Consider the following 15,488-nt stretch of genomic DNA (forward strand, 5'->3'; position numbering starts at 1 on the left):
GAAGGCCTCCGGGGCTGGCACGAACCGGCCCCGGCAAGCGGTGCAGACAGGTAGTAGAGGGTTAGGGGCGCCGGCCCGCGGACAAACGGGACTCGATGTCGGCGATCACGGCGGGCAGGTCGGCCACGGTGTCGATCAGGTAATGCGGCGCGGCGGGCGACAGCTCCAGGCTGGCAGTCGTGCGCGCTTGCTGGCGGCCGGCGTCGTCCAGGCTCAGGTACTCCTCCAGCGTCAGGCCGGCGGCGTTGCCCGACAGCAGCAGGCCGACAGTCCACATGCCGGCGCGGCGTCCTTCCTCGATGCCGGGGGCGGTGTCGTCGACCTTGACGCAGGCGGCCACATCCGAAATGCCCAGTTCGATCACGTTCTTCAAAGCCATCGCGGGCGCCGGCCGGGCGCGCGGCACGTCATCGCTGGCGACGATGCAATCGGGCTCCAGGCCTTCGGAGGCGGCGCGCTCGACCACGCGCCGCATGACGCTGGCGGGATAGCCCGAGCAGGAGCCGATCTTCAGGCCGTGCTGGCGCAAGGCGCGCAGCAATTCGGCCGAGCCGGGGATCGCCGCGGAATACTGGGCGACCTTGTCCAGCTGCATCGGCAGGAAGCGCTCGTAAATGGCGGTTACGTCGTCATCGGTGGGCAGGCGGCCGAACTGGGCCTGGTACTGGCCGGCGATCACGGGATCGTTGCAGAGCGTGCGGATGTGGTCCCACTTGCCCATGCCCATCGGGCCGCGGGCCTGCGCCAGCGACATTTCCACGCCGAACTGCGAGAACGCGTCCACGAACACCTTGGTGGGCGCGAAGGAGCCGAAGTCGACCAGCGTGCCGGCCCAGTCGAAGATCACCGCCTCCAGGCGGACGGGCAAAGGCGAAACAGTCATGAGGATCTTCCTTGAAAAATTGTTCAATGGGCCGCGGGGCGGCGCCAGGCCTGGCTGCGCGCCACCAGCGCGCGGCTGGCCAGATGCAGGACCATGGCAGCGACGGCCGAGCTGGCCATGATCACGGTGCACATGGCGGCGGCGGGGCCGATGAAGCCGGCGTCGTCCATGTTCAGCACCGCGACCGCGGCCAGCACCGTCGACGGGCTGTACAGGAACACGACCGCGGACACCGTCGTCATGGCGGAAACAAACAGATAGCGGGCCACGTCCAGCGCGGCCGGCAGGCACATCGGCAAGGTCACGCGCACAAAGGTCGTCAGGCGCGGCACCTTCAGCGACGCGGAGGCCGCTTCGAATTCGGGATCCAGCGCGTTGAGCGCGGTGGCGGCCGTCAGGTGCGCGCTGGTATAGAAGTGGATGACGGTGCACAGGACCAGCAGCGGCATGGTGCCGTACAGCACGTTCAGCGGGTTCGACAGGCTGTTGAAGAAGAAGATGTAGCCCAGGCCCAGTACCAGGCCAGGCACGGCCATGGGCATCAGCGCCAGCATGCCGACCATGCCGCGCAGGCCTCGCGCCAGTTGGCCGCGGGCAGGCACCTTCTCCATCATCCATGCGCCCGTGAAGACCACGGCCGTACCGATCAGGGCGGTGCAGAACGCCAGCTGCAGGCTGTTGCGCCAGGCCAGCCAGCCGCCGCCGTCCATATTGTCGAAGTCATACGAACGCAGCGACATCGACAGGTTGTAGGGCCACATCTTGACGAAGGACGCCCACACCGCCACGCCGATGATCAGCAGCAGGAACGCCGCCAGCACGCCGGCCAGCGCCAGGAACGCGGCATCGCGGCGGCGATGGGGACCCGCGGCGTAGGGTTGGGCCCGGCCGCTCATCTGGGCGCCCTGGCGGGCGCGCAGGCGCCGGTCCAGGGCAAAGGTCAGGATCGCCGGGAGCAGCAACAGGATGCCGATGGCCGCGCCCTTGGGGAAATTCTGCTGGCCGACCACGGCCTTGTAGGCCTCCATCGCCAGCACGTTGTAGTCGCCGCCCACGACCTTGGGCACGCCGAAATCGGTCACCGTCAACGTGAACACCACGCAGCAGGCCGAGAACACGGCGTAGCGGGTGCCCGGCAGGGTCACCGTAAGGAACGTCCGCCAGGGGCCGGCGCCCATGGCACGCGCGGCGTCGTAGAGACGGCCGTCGGCCAGGGCCAGGCCGGTCAAGAGAATCATGAGCGCGTGCGGGAACGTATAGAAAGCCTCGCCCACGACGATGCCCCAGAAGCCATAGATGGTCGCGCCGCCGGTCAGGCCCTTGAGCAGGCCCTGGTTGCCCAGCAGATACACCAACGAGATGCCCGGCAGCAGCGACGGCGCCAGCAACGGCAGCAAGGCGACGGTGCGCAGCAGCCCCTTGCCCGGCAGGCGGGTGCGCGTCAGGCCGTAGGCGAACCCGTAGGCGCAGGGCACGACCAGCAACGTGGTCACGACGCCTACCGCGAGGCTGCGCGCGACCATGGACATGAAGCCATCGCCGCCAATGATGCCTGCCAGCACCGACAGGCCGGCCCAGGCGCCATCGCTGTCGGTCACCGACCGGATCAGGATCGCGGCCAGCGGCAGCGCCAGGAACAGCAGCAAGCCCAGCGCCAGGGCGCCCTGCCCGGCAGAGAGGCCGAGGGAGCCGATCCAGGCCGGCAGCGGACGGCGGCCCAGCGCCGGGACGGGCGCCGCGAGGCTGGCCGTAGCCGGGGCGGCCGTGTTGGCGGAACGGTTCATGGCCGGATCAAGCGTAGGCGCGTATCGCATGGCGCGGCAGCTCCACCCAGCAGCGGCTGGCGGCGTGAGGGCCCAGCAGGGCGTCTCCGATTTCGGGGGATACGATGGAATGCACCGTGCTGCCAGGCACGCCTTCCAGGCGCAGGGCCAGGCGATAGCCGCGGCCCAGGAATACCCCGTCCAGCACGTCGGCCAGCATGGCGTTCGGCTGGTCCGGGCGCACGGTGCTGACGCGCACCGCTTCCGGCCGCACGAAAAGCTTGCCGCTGGCGGCGTCCAGCGCCTCGTCCACGGCCAGTTCCTGGCGTCCGACGCGGGCGCGGTGCGCATCCAGGCGTTCGAACGGCAGCCAGTTGGCCTCGCCGACGAAATCGGCGATGAAGGCCGAACCGGGCTGGCGGTAGAGTTCCCGCGGCGTGCCGTACTGCTCGATGATTCCGCCATTCATGACGGCAATGCGGTCGGCCATCACCATGGCCTCTTCCTGGTCATGCGTAACCATCAGCGTGGTGATGGACAGGCGCTTCTGCAGGGCGCGCAGTTCGATGCGCAGATGCTCGCGGACGCGGGCGTCCAGCGCCGACATGGGTTCGTCCAGCAACAACAGCGACGGCGACGGCGCCAGCGCGCGCGCCAGGGCCACGCGCTGCTGCTGTCCGCCGGAGATCTGTCCCGGATACTTGTCGGCCGCGCCGGCCAGCCCGACCAGCGTCAGCATTTCTTCGACGCGGTTGGCGACGTGGTTGCGGTGCGCGCGCTTGCCGCTCAGGCCGTAGGCCACGTTCTGGGCCACGGTCAGGTTGGGAAACAGCGCATAGGACTGGAACAGGATGCCGTAGTCGCGCGCTTGCGGTTCGGCGTGCGAGATGTCGCGGCCGGACAGCACGATGGCGCCGCTGTCCTGCCGTTCGAGGCCGGCGATGGCGCGCAGCAAGGTGGTCTTGCCGCAGCCCGAGGGGCCCAGCAGGCACACCAGCTCCCCGGCGCGGATGTCGAGCGAGACGTCCGACAGCGCTGTATGGCTGCCGAAGCGCTTCACTAGATGCCTGACAGAGAGAAATGCGGTATCGCGTTCGGCCATGGGGCCTCCGGTTTGGGAACGAAGGCAGTATGGAAGACGCGTATTGAGTGTTTATGACACTTCGCGCAAATGCAGTAATAAAAACATCAAATTATTTTGGTGTACTGGCGGTCTTGCGCATTGCGCCCATATTCCGCCCCCTGCACCGTGCTTGTCGCCGAACTCAAATCCTTCTATGCCGTGGCCCGCTGCGGCACCGTTACCAAGGCCGCCGCCCAGTTGGGCGTCAGCCAGCCCACGGTGACGGGGCAATTGCGCCAGCTGGAGTCCCGTTACGGCGTGGAACTGTTCCACCGCCAGGGGCGCGGCATGCGCCTGTCGGACGCCGGCCACAGCCTGATGCCCATGGTGGAGAAGCTGGTTCAGCAGGAAACCGAGATCGATTTCCGCCTGCGCGACGCCAGCGACCTGCGCGAAGGCAATCTGCGCATCGGCGCCACCGGCCCCTACTACATCATGGACACGGTGCGCGCCTACAACCAGCGCTACCCGGGCATAGACCTGACGCTGGCCATCGGCAATTCGCAGAGCATGCTGCAGGCGCTGCATGACTATCGCATCGAGATTGCCACGTCTTCCTTTCTGATGGATGACAAGCACCTGTACCGGCGCATGATCGCCGCCGATCCCATCCGGGTGGTGGCGCATCGCGACCACCCCCTGGCGCGCCAGAGCCGGGTCCGCCTGGCCGACCTGGCCGAACACGCGCTGTTGTTGCGGGAGCCCGGCTCCATGACGCGGCAGCTGACGGAGGACGCCTTGCTGGCGGCCGGCGTCGCCGTGCGCCGCACGCTGGAGATCGGCAGCCGCGAGTCGATCCGCCAGGCGATCCTGTGCGGACTGGGGATTAGCCTGATCCCCTCGCGCGAGATCCCCTCCCATCCCGAACTGGCGGCCTTGGACATCGAGGACGCCGGCATCGTGATGCACGAATACCTGTACTGCCTGCGCGAGCGCCAACCGGTGCAGCTTATCGCGCGCTTTCTGGAGATGGCGCCAGCCGCCGGCTGAGCGCCGCCCTCCCCTATGCGGCCACTCAGGAGACAACCATGGCCTTGACCTTGCAAGATATCGAACAGATTTTCCTGGAGCGCGGGCACCGCTCCTATGACGGCGAATCCGTCAGCCACCTGCGGCACGCGCTGCAGACCGCGGCATTGGCCGAACGCCACGGCGCCGGCGCCCACCTGATCACCGCCAGCCTGCTGCACGACCTGGGCCATCTCATCGCCGACCGGCCGGGCACGCCCACGCTGCGCGGCCTCGACGACAAGCACCAGTATTTCGTGCTGCCCTTCCTGCGCGGCCTGTTCGGCCCGGCGGTGCTGGACCCGATCCGGCTGCATGTGGAGGCCAAGCGCTACCTCTGCTATGTGGAACCGCAATATGAAGCGTCGCTCTCGGAGGATTCGAAACGCAGCCTGGCGCTACAGGGGGGCAGTTTCGATGCGGGCCAGGCGGTGGATTTCGCGAGCATGCCGGGCGCGCCGGATGCGATCCGCCTGAGGCGCTGGGACGACATGGCCAAGGTTCCCGGATTGGCCACGCCGCCGCTGGATCACTTCCTGGAGATCGCCGAGAGCGTCTCCGGACGGGTCAAGCTGGCTGCCATCTGGTAGGGCTGGCGGGAAAGCCATGCTTGCTGGCGGTCCAGACGACCGCCAGCGTCGCCGCCAGCAGCGCCAACAGGACCGGCATGAACGCGCCCACGCCCAGGCGTTCCAGCAGCGCGCCGCCGACAACGCCGCCCGCGGCGATGGCCGTGTTCCACGCCGTGACCAGCATGGACTGCGCGACGTCCGCGGCATCGCCGGCCGTCTTGGCCAGCGCGGTCTGGAACAGCGTCGGCGAGCCGCCAAACGCGACGCCCCAGGCGCCGACCGCCAGATAGAGCATGGCCGGCATGCCGCCCGCGATGCCGAGCGCCAGCGCGGCCAGGCCGAACAGCGCTACGCAGGCCAGGGTCAGCGCGCGCAGATGGCGGTCGATCAGCGTCCCGACCAGCCAGATGCCAAGCAGGGAACTCAGTCCGAACACCAGCAGCACCAGCTCGGTGCTCGCGGCCATCCCCACCGAGGCCAGGAACGGCGCGATATAGATGTAGAGAATGTTGTGCGCCAGCACGAACGCCAGCACGGCAAACAGCACCGGACGCACGCCAGGCAGCAGGAATACGCGCCGCAGCGGCAGTTGCCGGCCCCGTGCCTGTCCCGCAAAGTCCGGCACCCGCAGGCGCACCCAGACCATCAGGATCAACGCCAGCCCGCTCATGATGCCGAAGCCGATGCGCCAGCCCCACAGCGCGCCCAGGAAGGTTCCGGCCGGCACGCCCAGCGACAGCGCCAGCGGCGCGCCGAGCATCGCCACTGCGATTGCACGGCCCTGCTGATGCGCGGGCACCATGCGCGCGGCGTAGCCGGCCACCAGCGCCCACAGCAGCCCTGCCGACATGCCGGCCAGGAAGCGCGCGGCCATGGTCAGCACATAGCCGGATGACAGCGCGGTCACGGTATTGGCAAGCACGAACCCGGCGATCGCCGCCAGCAGCAGCGGACGCCGTCGGACTCCCCGGGTGGCGGCGACCAGCGGTATGGCCGCCACCAGCGAACCGATCGCGTAGATGGTGACGGTCTGACCGATGCTGGCCTGGGACACGGCCAGGCCTTGCGCCATCTGCGGCAGCAGCCCGGCCGGCAGCGCCTCGGTCAGGATCGTGATGAAGCCCGCCATGGCCAGCGCCAACAGCGAGCCCAACGGCAGGCGGTCGCGGGCGGCTGCGGGCGGATGCGCGGGCGCGGGGCCTTGGCGCGAGGAAAACGCGGAATCTGTCATGGGCGGCATCTCGGTCGAAGCGGGAGAGCCCAGACGATAAATGTCCTGGAATTAAAGAAAAAGTAGGCTACATTTCCTTCTTATGCGGAACTGTATGTCCGCAATCGGGAAAGAAATGGACAGCCTGAATGGCTTTGTCGTGTTTGTGCAAGTTGCCGAAACGCGCAGCTTCGTCGCCGCCGGCCGGCTGCTCGGCGTGTCGGCGTCCGCCATCGGCAAGAGCGTGGCGCGGCTGGAAGACAAGCTGGGGGTGCGCCTGTTCCACCGCAGCACGCGCAGCGTCACGCTGACGGCCGAAGGCATGCTGTTCCTGGAGCGCAGCCGCCGCATCCTGGCCGAGATCGAGGCCGCCGAGCTGGAGCTGTCGCATGCCGCCGCCGCGCCGCGCGGACGCTTGCGCGTCAGCCTGCCCCTGGTCAGCGGGCTGGTGCTGCCCGTGCTGGGCGAGTTCATGCGCGAGTATCCCGAGATCGAACTCGATCTGGATTTCACCGACCGCATGGTGGATGTGATTGAAGAAGGCTTCGACGCGGTGGTGCGCACGGGCGAGCCGGCCGACTCCCGGCTGTCGGCCCGCCGGCTGGGCACTTTCCAGATACTGCTGGTCGCCTCGCCCGGCTATCTGGCCAGCCGCGGCACGCCCCAGGCGCCGGCAGATCTGCTGCATCACAGCTGCCTGCACTACCGCTTTCCCAGCAGCGGCAAGCTGGAGACCTGGGCGCTGCGGCAAGCCGAGGGCGAACCTGAACTGCAGCTGCCCGTCTCGATGATCTGCAACAACATCGAGACGCGCGCCTGCTTCGCGCTGCAAGGGCTGGGTATCGCTTACCTGCCCGACTTCGCCATCCGCGAGCCCCTGGCGGACGGGCGCCTGGTGCAGGTCCTCGCGGGACAGGCTGAGCGCACCAACGTCTTCCACATGCTCTGGCCCGCCAGCAAGCAGCCGTCGCCTAAAGTACGGGCGCTGGTGGACTTTCTTGGTTCAAGAGTATTTGCGGACGCCAAGGCGTCCAGGCCTGGGGACCGCCCCAGGCGCTAGGAGCCTAGGCGCCCTTGGCCACCGGCCGGGACGGATCGCTGCACCACTCGCTCCAGGAGCCCGGGTACAGGCGCGAACCCGACAGGCCCGCGATCTCCATCGACAGCAGATTGTGGCAAGCCGTAATGCCCGAGCCGCACTGATGCACGATGCCCGCGGGATCGCGTCCGTCCAGCAGGCTGGCGAATTCCTCGCGCAACTGCGCGGCCGGCTTGAAGCGGCCGTCGGCCTGGAGGTTTTCGCCGTTGGGACGGTTCAGGGCGCCCGGAATGTGGCCCGCTACCGGGTCCATGGGCTCGACCTCGCCGCGATAGCGGTTGGCCGCGCGCGCATCGATCACGGTGAAGGCCTGGCGGGGAATGTTGTCCAGCACCGCCTGGGCGTCCACCGAGCCCGCCAGGGAGGCGCCCGGCTCGACCGGATCGCCGGCGCGCACGGCGGCCACGGCTTCGGTCGTGGTCGGCAGTCCCGCCGCAGTCCATGCCTGCCAGCCGCCGTCCAACACGGCCACCTGGTCATGCCCGAGCCAGCGCAACATCCACCACAGGTGCGCGGCATACATGCCGCCGCTGGCGTCGTAGGCCACCACCAGGGTCTGGGGCGTCACGCCATGCGCGGCCATCAGCGCGCCCAACGCGGCGCGCGAGGGCAAGGGGTGGCGACCGTTCTTGCCCGTGCGGGCCGCGGACAACTCGGTTTCATGGTCCAGGTAGCGGGCGCCGGGGATATGGCCAGCGTCATAGGCCTGGCGGCCCGCCGCGTGGTTGCCCAGGTCGTGGCGCACATCGAACACGCGCACGTCGGGCGCATCCAAGCGCGCGGCCAGGTCGGCGGCGGAAATCAGGGTCATCGTCATTCGGTGTGCTCCTGTAATGATGTGTGGCGAGCGCGGGTCAGGCCGGCTTGGGATCGCGCATGGTGCGCCATATCGACAGCAGGCCCGCGAAAATGATCAGGCCCATGCCGGCCCAGGCCAGAGCGTCCAGCTGCTCGCCCCAGATACCCATGCCCAGCAAGGCCGCGAAGATGATGGTGCTGTACTGCAGCGCCGCCGTCAGCAGCGCCGACCCCAGGCCGAAGGCGCGGGTCATGGCCAACTGCCCGAACAGCCCCGTCACGCCCACGCCCAGCAACGACAGGTAGCCGGTCCAGTCGGCGTAGCCCCAGCCCTCGAACAGCAGTCCGGCCAGGCTGGACACGCATACGGCCACGGAGAAGAACAGCACCGTGCGCCATTCAGGCTCACCGACCCGGCCCAACTGGCGGATCTGCATCATGGCGATGGCCGACATGGCGCCGGCGGTCATTCCCAGCAAGGCGGCCAGCCACTGGTCTTCGTTGATGCTGGGCCGCAAAACCGCGATCACGCCGAGGAAGCCCAGCGCCACCGCCATGATGCGCACGGAGTCGCGCTGCGCGCCGCCCCACCCCAGCATCCAACAGGCGATGAACAGGGGCGCGGTGTAGTTCAGGCTGGTGGCCGTGGCCAGGGGCAGATGGGCGATGGCGAAAAAGCCCAGCCACATCGACGTGACGCCGGACAGGTTGCGCCACAGGTGCAGTTTCCAGCTGACGGGGATGATGGACTGGCGGCCGGCGCGGGCCCAGATCAGCAGCAGGATGACCGATGGCAGTCCGCGGAAAAGCACCACTTGCGGCAGCGACGCGCCGTGCTCGGTGCCGAGCTTCACGAACGAACCCATGATGGCGAACATGGCGGACGCCAGCAACATCCAGAGTGCCTGCATGGGGGTCTACGCTAAGGGAAAAGTGAGAAGGAATAAGGGAAAGCGATACTATACTCTCCGTCACCGGAAGCGGCGCCGCAGGTCGGGGAACTGGCGGGCCGCGGCGATGTCGAATCCCGGCATATCCTGCTCGCAGAGGAACACAAAAAACATGAAACGCATTGTCCTGTTCGTCATTACCAACCTGGCCGTCATGCTCGTGCTGTCGGCCACGCTGCGCATCCTGGGCGTAGACCGCTACATCACCGCCAATGGCCTGAACCTCAACGCCCTGCTGATCTTCTCGGTCGTGGTGGGCTTTACCGGCGCGATCATCTCGCTGCTGATCAGCAAGCCCATGGCCAAATGGAGTACCGGCGCGCAGGTGCTGGACCCCAACTCGCCGCGCAACCAGCGCGAAGCCTGGCTGGTCGACACCGTGCACCAGCTGGCCGACCGCGCCGGCATCGGCCGCCCGGAAGTCGCCATCTATGAAGGCGCGCCCAACGCCTTCGCCACCGGCGCGTTCAAGAACGACTCCCTGGTCGCCGTGTCCACCGGCCTGCTGGAAAGCATGAGCGAAGAAGAAGTCGCCGCCGTGCTGGCCCACGAAGTCGCCCACATCGCCAACGGCGACATGGTCACGCTGACCCTGATCCAGGGCGTGGTCAACACCTTCGTCGTGTTCCTGGCGCGCGTGGTCGGCTACTTCATCGACCGCGTCGTATTCAAGAACGAACGCGGCATCGGCCCGGGCTACTACATCACCGTGCTGGTCTGTGAAATCATTTTCGGCGTCCTGGCCTCGATCATCGTGGCCTGGTTCTCGCGCCAGCGCGAATACCGCGCCGACGCCGGCTCGGCCCACCTGATGGGCGCCCGCGAGCCCATGATCCGCGCCCTGGCCCGCCTGGGCGGCCTGGAGCCGGGCGAGCTGCCCAAATCCTTCGAAGCCTCGGGCATCACCGGCAAGGGTGGCCTGGCCGCGATGTTCGCCTCGCACCCGCCGATTCCGGCCCGCATCGCCGCGCTGCAGAACGCCCGCGTGATCTAAGCCGCGCAGCCAGCAAAAAGCCCCTCCACGGAGGGGCTTTTTCTTGGGTGCAACCCGGGATACGGGTCAGCACTCGACGATGTTCACCGCCAGCCCGCCGCGCGCGGTTTCCTTGTACTTGGTCTTCATGTCGGCGCCGGTTTCGCGCATGGTCTTGATGACGGAATCCAGCGACACATAGTGCTGGCCGTCGCCGCGCAGCGCCATGCGGGCGGCGTTGACGGCCTTGATGGAGGCCATGGCGTTGCGCTCGATACAGGGGATCTGGACCAGGCCGCCCACGGGATCGCAGGTCAGGCCCAGGTTGTGCTCCATGCCGATCTCGGCCGCGTTTTCGACCTGTTCGACCGTGCCGCCCAGGGCCGCGGCCAAGCCGCCCGCCGCCATCGAGCAGGCCACGCCCACTTCGCCCTGGCAGCCGACCTCGGCGCCCGACAGCGAGGCGTTGTACTTGTACAGCAGTCCGACTGCCGCCGCGGTCAGCAGGAAATCGCGCACGCCCTCCCGGTTGGAACCGGGCACGAAGCGGTCGTAGTAATGCAGCACGGCGGGGATGATGCCGGCCGCGCCGTTGGTCGGCGCCGTCACCACCCGGCCGCCGGCGGCGTTCTCTTCATTGACCGCCATGGCGTACAGATTGACCCAGTCCATCACGGACAGGGGATCGGACAGCGTGCGCTCGGCGCGCTGGGTCAGGTTGCGGTACAGCTCGGGCGCGCGGCGGCGCACGCGCAAGGGACCGGGCAGCTCGCCGTCCGCTTCCGGATAGTTGATGCCGCAGCCGCGCGACACGCAGTCCTGCATCACTTGCCAGATGCGGTCCAGCCCGGCATGCACCTCGGCCTCGTCGCGCCAGGTCAGCTCGTTCTTCATCATCAGCTGCGCCACCGACAGCCCGTTCTCGCGGCACATGGACATCAGCTCGCGGCCCATGCGGAACGGGAACGGCAGTTGGTCGTGCGCGGCAATGACCTGGCTGTTGGAGGCCCCGGCCGTCACCACGAAGCCGCCGCCCACCGACAGGTAGCGGGCTTCGCGCAGCGACTCGCCGTTGGCGTCAAACGCATGAAACTTCATGCCGTTAGGATGTTCCGCCATGGCTTCGCGGCGGTAGAACATCATGTGTTCCTTTTCCACGAAAGGAACCGGATGGCGTCCCAGCAGCGGCAATTGGCGGCTGGCGCGCACCGATGCGACCATGCCGGCGATGGCGGCGGGATCCACCGTGTCGGGCGCTTCGCCCATCAGGCCCAGCAGCACGCCCTTGTCGGTGCCGTGGCCCTTGCCCGTGGCGCCCAGCGACCCGTAGAGCTCGGCGCGGACCGCGGCCACGCTGGGCATGAGGCCGTCGCGCTCCAGGCCTTGCGCGAACAACAGGGCGGCCCGCATGGGCCCCACCGTATGGGAGCTAGACGGGCCTATGCCTATCTTGAACAGGTCGAATACGGAAACGGCCACGCCAAACTCCAGTGCATCTACGAATGATGAAGCAATGATACGCGCTGGCCCGTCCGCGCGCAGCAGGACCTGGAGGCGTATGCTGTATTGAGGGGACAGGTTCCCCCGCCAGCGCCGCGCATGCGATCATTACAGAATTATTACTTGTCATAGAAGAATGGAAACGCCCCAGGATGTCCGGACTTATTACCCTGCTTGACTTCGCCGGCTACGTCGCCCTGCTGCTCTGGGGCGTACACATGGTCCAAACAGGCGTGCAGCGCGCCTTCGGGGCCGCGCTGGGCGCGGCATTGGGCAAGGCCCTGGGCACCCGATTGCGGGCCTTTGCCGCCGGGCTGGGCATTACCGCCGCGCTGCAGAGCAGCACCGCCACCGGTCTGATGATCACCGGCTTCGCCGCCGGCGGCGTCGTCGCCCTGGCACCGGCCCTGGCCGCCATGCTGGGCGCCAACGTCGGCACCACGCTGATTGTGCAGCTGCTGTCCTTCGACCTGACCTCGCTCGCCCCCATCCTGATCCTGGCGGGCGTCTGGATGTTCCGCCGCTATCCGCCGGGGCGCACGCGCGACCTAGGCCGCGTCTTCATCGGCCTGGGCCTCTTGCTGCTGTCGCTGCACCAGCTGGTCGAGCTGTTCCAGCCGTTCCAGACCGCGCCCATGCTGGGCATGATCCTGGACGCGCTGGCGACCCAGCCGGTCGCCACCGTGCTGCTGGCGGCCGCCTTCACCTGGGCGGCGCATTCCAGCGTGGCCGTGGTGGTGCTGGTCATGTCGCTGGCCAGCCACCATATGGTGGCGCCGCACGTCGCGTTTGCGCTGGTGCTGGGCGCCAATCTGGGTACCGCCATCAACCCCATGATCGAAGGCGTGACCGGCGACGACCCCGCGGCCCGCCGCCTGCCCCTGGGCAACCTGCTGACCCGAGTGCTGGGCGTGCTGATCGGACTGATACTGCTGCCCTACCTGCAGCCGATGATGAGCGACCTGGCGTCCGACCCGGCCCGCGCCGTGGCCAACTTCCACACGCTGTTCAACGCCGTCATCGCCCTGGTGTTCCTGCCGCTGCTGACGCCCTATGCCGCCCTGCTGACCCGCTGGTTGCCCAAACGCGCGGATCCGAACGACCCGTCGCGCCCCCAGTACCTGGACGAATGGGCCCACGACGTGCCGGCCGTGGCCTTGGGCAACGCGGCGCGCGAAGCCCTGCGCATGGCCGACATGCTGCAGACCCTGCTGCTCTACGCCCGCGCCGGCTTCAAGCGCGACAACCGCCACCGCATGGTGCAGGCGCGCCAGCTGGACGCCGCGCTGGACAAGCTGGAGAACGCCATCACCACCTACCTGGCCACCCTGGACCAGGAAAACATGACGCGCGACGACATCCAGCGCCTGGACGACATCCTGGCCTTCACCAGCAATATCGGCCATGCCGGCGACATCGCCCACCACGGCCTGCTCAGCCACGTCGCCAAGCTGCGCAAGCAGGGCTGGGTGTTCTCGCCCGAGCAGCGCGCCAGCCTGGACGACACGCTGGGCCAGCTCATCGCCAACCAGCGCACCGCCGCCGCCCTGTTCGTCAACGACGACCTGCGCCAGGCCCGCGCGCTGGCGGGCGAAAAGGCGCGCTTCCGCTCGATTGAAACCAACGCGGCGGACACCCACCTGCAGAAGATCAAGGCAGGCGAGGTCGACGCCGCCGAAGTGGGCGCGCTCTACCTGGATATCCTGCGCGACATGAAGGGCATCAATTCCCATCTGGTCGGCGCGGCCGCCTATCCCTTGCTGGCACGCCACGGCGAGCTGCTGCCCAGCCGCCTGCGCGAAGCGGGAAACTGAGAAGAAGAAAAAAGCCGACCCGCGAGGTCGGCTTTTTCAAATCGGCGAGAGGCGCTTTCGCACCCCTGCTCCGCTCCTACAAGTACCGCTTGAACCAATCCAGCATGCGCTTCCAGCCGTCCTGCGCCGCCTCGGCCTTGTAGCTGGCGCGGTAGTCCGCCAGGAAGGCGTGGTCGGCTTCGGGGTACACCACGAACTCCGAACGCCTGGCGTTGTCGTTGCCCGCGGCCAACTTGGCCTTCATGGTTTCGACGTCGGCCAGCGGAATGCTGGCGTCCTTGCCACCATACAAACCCAGCACCGGCGCGTGCAGTTCGTTGACCACGTCGAAGGCAAAGCGCTTGATCAATGGACCATGGCCCACGCTGAGCTTACCGTACCAGGCCACGGCGGCCTTCACGTCGGGATTGTGCGCGGCATACATCCAGGTCAGGCGGCCGCCCCAGCAGAACCCTGTCACCGCCACGCGCTTGGGGTCGCCGCCATGCGCGGCCGCCCAGGCCACGCTGGCGTCCAGGTCGGCAAACACCTGCTCGTCCGGCACCTTGCTGACCAGTTCGGCGATGAGTTTGGGGATGTCGGTATAGCCCGAGGCGTCGCCCTGGCGCTGATAGAGATTGGCGGCCACGGCGAGGTAGCCGGCCTTGGCGACCCGGCGGCATAGATCCTTGATGTGCTCATGCACCCCGAAGATCTCCTGGACCACCAGCACGATGGGCAGGTCACGCTGGCCTTCGGGCGCGGCGTAGTAGGCGTCGATCGAACCGTCGGCCACGGGCAGCTTGAAATCCCCGTGGACCAGCCCCTGAGTGTCCGTATGGATAACGGTGGGGGCGACGTTGCCGGCTGCGGCGGAAAAACTCATGAAGAACTCCTGTGTAGGGATGATCAACCAAGCCGGATATCCCGCCAGCGCCTGCATGGCCTCGCGCCGGTCCTAGTGCCGGTGGACATGCTCCACTTGCGACGCGCCACGGCCGGCTTCGGCGTCGTGGTCATGCCCGTGGTGCATCACCGTCGTGACGCTGTAGATCAGCGCCACGCCCACACCGACCAGCAGCAACTGCGGGACGGCATCGGCCAGGGATACCCGTTCGTGCATCTGCGGCATCAGGTCGGCCACCGAAATGTAGAGGAAGCTGCTGGCCGCAACCACCAGGACGTACGGCACCCATTCTTGCGCCTGCTGCAGCACGAAGTACCCTATTATGCCGCCCACGGCTGAACACAAGCTGGTGAACAGGATCAGCGAGAAGGCTCGGCGGCGCGCCAGGCCGGCGTTGAGCAGCACCACGAAGTCGCCCAGCTTGTGCGGCACTTCATGGACGATGATGGACGCCGCGGTCAGCACGCCCAGCAGCGGGTCGGTCAGGAAAGCCGCGGCCACCAGCACGCCGTCGCACAGATTGTGCAGCGAGCTGCCGATCAGGATCATCACGCCGCCGCGGCCCGCCTCATGGCGGTCATGCCCCTTGTGGTGGTGATGGCCGTCGCCCTCGTGATGGTGGCTGTGCCGCAGCAGCGCAATCTTCTCCAGCACGAAGAAGCCGATCAGCGACGCCAGCATCAGGCCGAACAGCACATGGGCATCGCCCACCCCGGTCTCGAACGCCTCGGGCAGCAGATGCAACAGGGCGACCGACAGCAGCACTCCCACCGACAGGCTGACCATGTGGTGCAGGTATTGCGCGAAGACCTTGTAAGCCAGCCAGCTGGCGACAAGGACGGCGATGAGCCCGCCGGTGACGGTGGCGAGCAAAATCCAGAGCAGCAACATTTTGGGGGGATGCTTTAG

At 67.6% G+C, this 15,488-nt stretch carries 14 protein-coding genes; 5 read left to right on the plus strand and 9 right to left on the minus strand.

Going from position 1 to position 15,488, the window contains the following annotated elements; genetic code table 11:
* Positions 1-61: 61 nt before the first annotated feature.
* The 3 genes from phnX to WBB14_RS08080 are packed head-to-tail and all read right to left on the minus strand — an operon-like array spanning position 62 to position 3,748.
* Positions 62-883, minus strand: coding sequence for a phosphonoacetaldehyde hydrolase (gene phnX / locus WBB14_RS08070; protein WP_424239367.1), 822 nt, complete (start codon positions 881-883; stop codon positions 62-64).
* Between the two features lie 23 nt (positions 884-906).
* Positions 907-2,697: a putative 2-aminoethylphosphonate ABC transporter permease subunit gene (locus WBB14_RS08075; RefSeq protein ID WP_424239368.1), complete on the minus strand. Its 1,791-nt coding sequence runs from the start codon at positions 2,695-2,697 to the stop codon at positions 907-909.
* A complete protein-coding gene (locus tag WBB14_RS08080) occupies positions 2,675-3,748 on the minus strand; it encodes a putative 2-aminoethylphosphonate ABC transporter ATP-binding protein (RefSeq protein ID WP_424239369.1) in 1,074 nt (357 codons plus the stop codon). Before WBB14_RS08080 ends, WBB14_RS08075 begins: the two co-directional genes overlap by 23 nt.
* 147 nt (positions 3,749-3,895) lie before the next feature.
* On the opposite strand from WBB14_RS08080, the gene WBB14_RS08085 reads away from it, so the two are divergent.
* Both WBB14_RS08085 and WBB14_RS08090 read left to right on the plus strand, forming a co-directional pair.
* The gene (locus WBB14_RS08085; protein ID WP_424239370.1) at positions 3,896-4,759 is read left to right on the plus strand and encodes a LysR family transcriptional regulator; all 864 of its coding nucleotides are present in this window, start codon (positions 3,896-3,898) and stop codon (positions 4,757-4,759) included.
* A gap of 38 nt (positions 4,760-4,797) precedes the next feature.
* Positions 4,798-5,367 carry a phosphonate degradation HD-domain oxygenase gene (locus WBB14_RS08090; RefSeq protein ID WP_013392486.1) on the plus strand — a complete coding sequence of 190 codons (570 nt, stop codon included), beginning with the start codon at positions 4,798-4,800 and terminating at the stop codon, positions 5,365-5,367.
* On the opposite strand, the gene WBB14_RS08095 is transcribed toward WBB14_RS08090, so the two are convergent.
* Positions 5,345-6,478 (minus strand): MFS transporter, encoded by a 1,134-nt coding sequence (locus tag WBB14_RS08095; RefSeq protein ID WP_424239393.1) that lies wholly within the window; start codon positions 6,476-6,478, stop codon positions 5,345-5,347. The two genes, WBB14_RS08090 and WBB14_RS08095, sit on opposite strands and share 23 nt — an antisense overlap.
* Positions 6,479-6,695: 217 nt before the next feature.
* On the opposite strand from WBB14_RS08095, the gene WBB14_RS08100 reads away from it, so the two are divergent.
* Positions 6,696-7,619, plus strand: a complete 924-nt coding sequence (locus tag WBB14_RS08100) for a LysR family transcriptional regulator (RefSeq protein WP_424239371.1) — start codon at positions 6,696-6,698, stop codon at positions 7,617-7,619.
* Between the two features lie 4 nt (positions 7,620-7,623).
* On the opposite strand, the gene WBB14_RS08105 is transcribed toward WBB14_RS08100, so the two are convergent.
* Complete coding sequence (locus WBB14_RS08105) at positions 7,624-8,475, minus strand: sulfurtransferase (RefSeq protein WP_424239372.1); 852 nt, start codon at positions 8,473-8,475, stop codon at positions 7,624-7,626.
* A 37-nt stretch (positions 8,476-8,512) separates the two neighbouring features.
* A complete protein-coding gene (locus tag WBB14_RS08110; protein WP_424239373.1) occupies positions 8,513-9,367 on the minus strand; it encodes a DMT family transporter in 855 nt (284 codons plus the stop codon).
* 151 nt (positions 9,368-9,518) lie between these two features.
* Between WBB14_RS08110 and htpX the strand changes: the two genes are divergently transcribed.
* Complete coding sequence (htpX, locus tag WBB14_RS08115; protein WP_424239374.1) at positions 9,519-10,400, plus strand: protease HtpX; 882 nt, start codon at positions 9,519-9,521, stop codon at positions 10,398-10,400.
* Between the two features lie 66 nt (positions 10,401-10,466).
* On the opposite strand, the gene WBB14_RS08120 is transcribed toward htpX, so the two are convergent.
* Positions 10,467-11,858, minus strand: a complete 1,392-nt coding sequence (locus tag WBB14_RS08120) for an L-serine ammonia-lyase (protein WP_332014673.1) — start codon at positions 11,856-11,858, stop codon at positions 10,467-10,469.
* Between the two features lie 173 nt (positions 11,859-12,031).
* Between WBB14_RS08120 and WBB14_RS08125 the strand changes: the two genes are divergently transcribed.
* A complete protein-coding gene (locus WBB14_RS08125; protein WP_424239375.1) occupies positions 12,032-13,693 on the plus strand; it encodes a Na/Pi cotransporter family protein in 1,662 nt (553 codons plus the stop codon).
* Positions 13,694-13,769: 76 nt separating this feature from the next.
* On the opposite strand, the gene WBB14_RS08130 is transcribed toward WBB14_RS08125, so the two are convergent.
* Both WBB14_RS08130 and WBB14_RS08135 read right to left on the minus strand, forming a co-directional pair.
* Positions 13,770-14,558 carry a dienelactone hydrolase family protein gene (locus WBB14_RS08130; RefSeq protein ID WP_424239376.1) on the minus strand — a complete coding sequence of 263 codons (789 nt, stop codon included), beginning with the start codon at positions 14,556-14,558 and terminating at the stop codon, positions 13,770-13,772.
* A gap of 72 nt (positions 14,559-14,630) precedes the next feature.
* A complete protein-coding gene (locus tag WBB14_RS08135; RefSeq protein ID WP_424239377.1) occupies positions 14,631-15,470 on the minus strand; it encodes a ZIP family metal transporter in 840 nt (279 codons plus the stop codon).
* Positions 15,471-15,488 lie beyond the last annotated feature (18 nt).

The sequence above is a fragment of the Achromobacter sp. genome, from assembly GCF_049647645.1.
GTDB lineage: Bacteria > Pseudomonadota > Gammaproteobacteria > Burkholderiales > Burkholderiaceae_B > Achromobacter.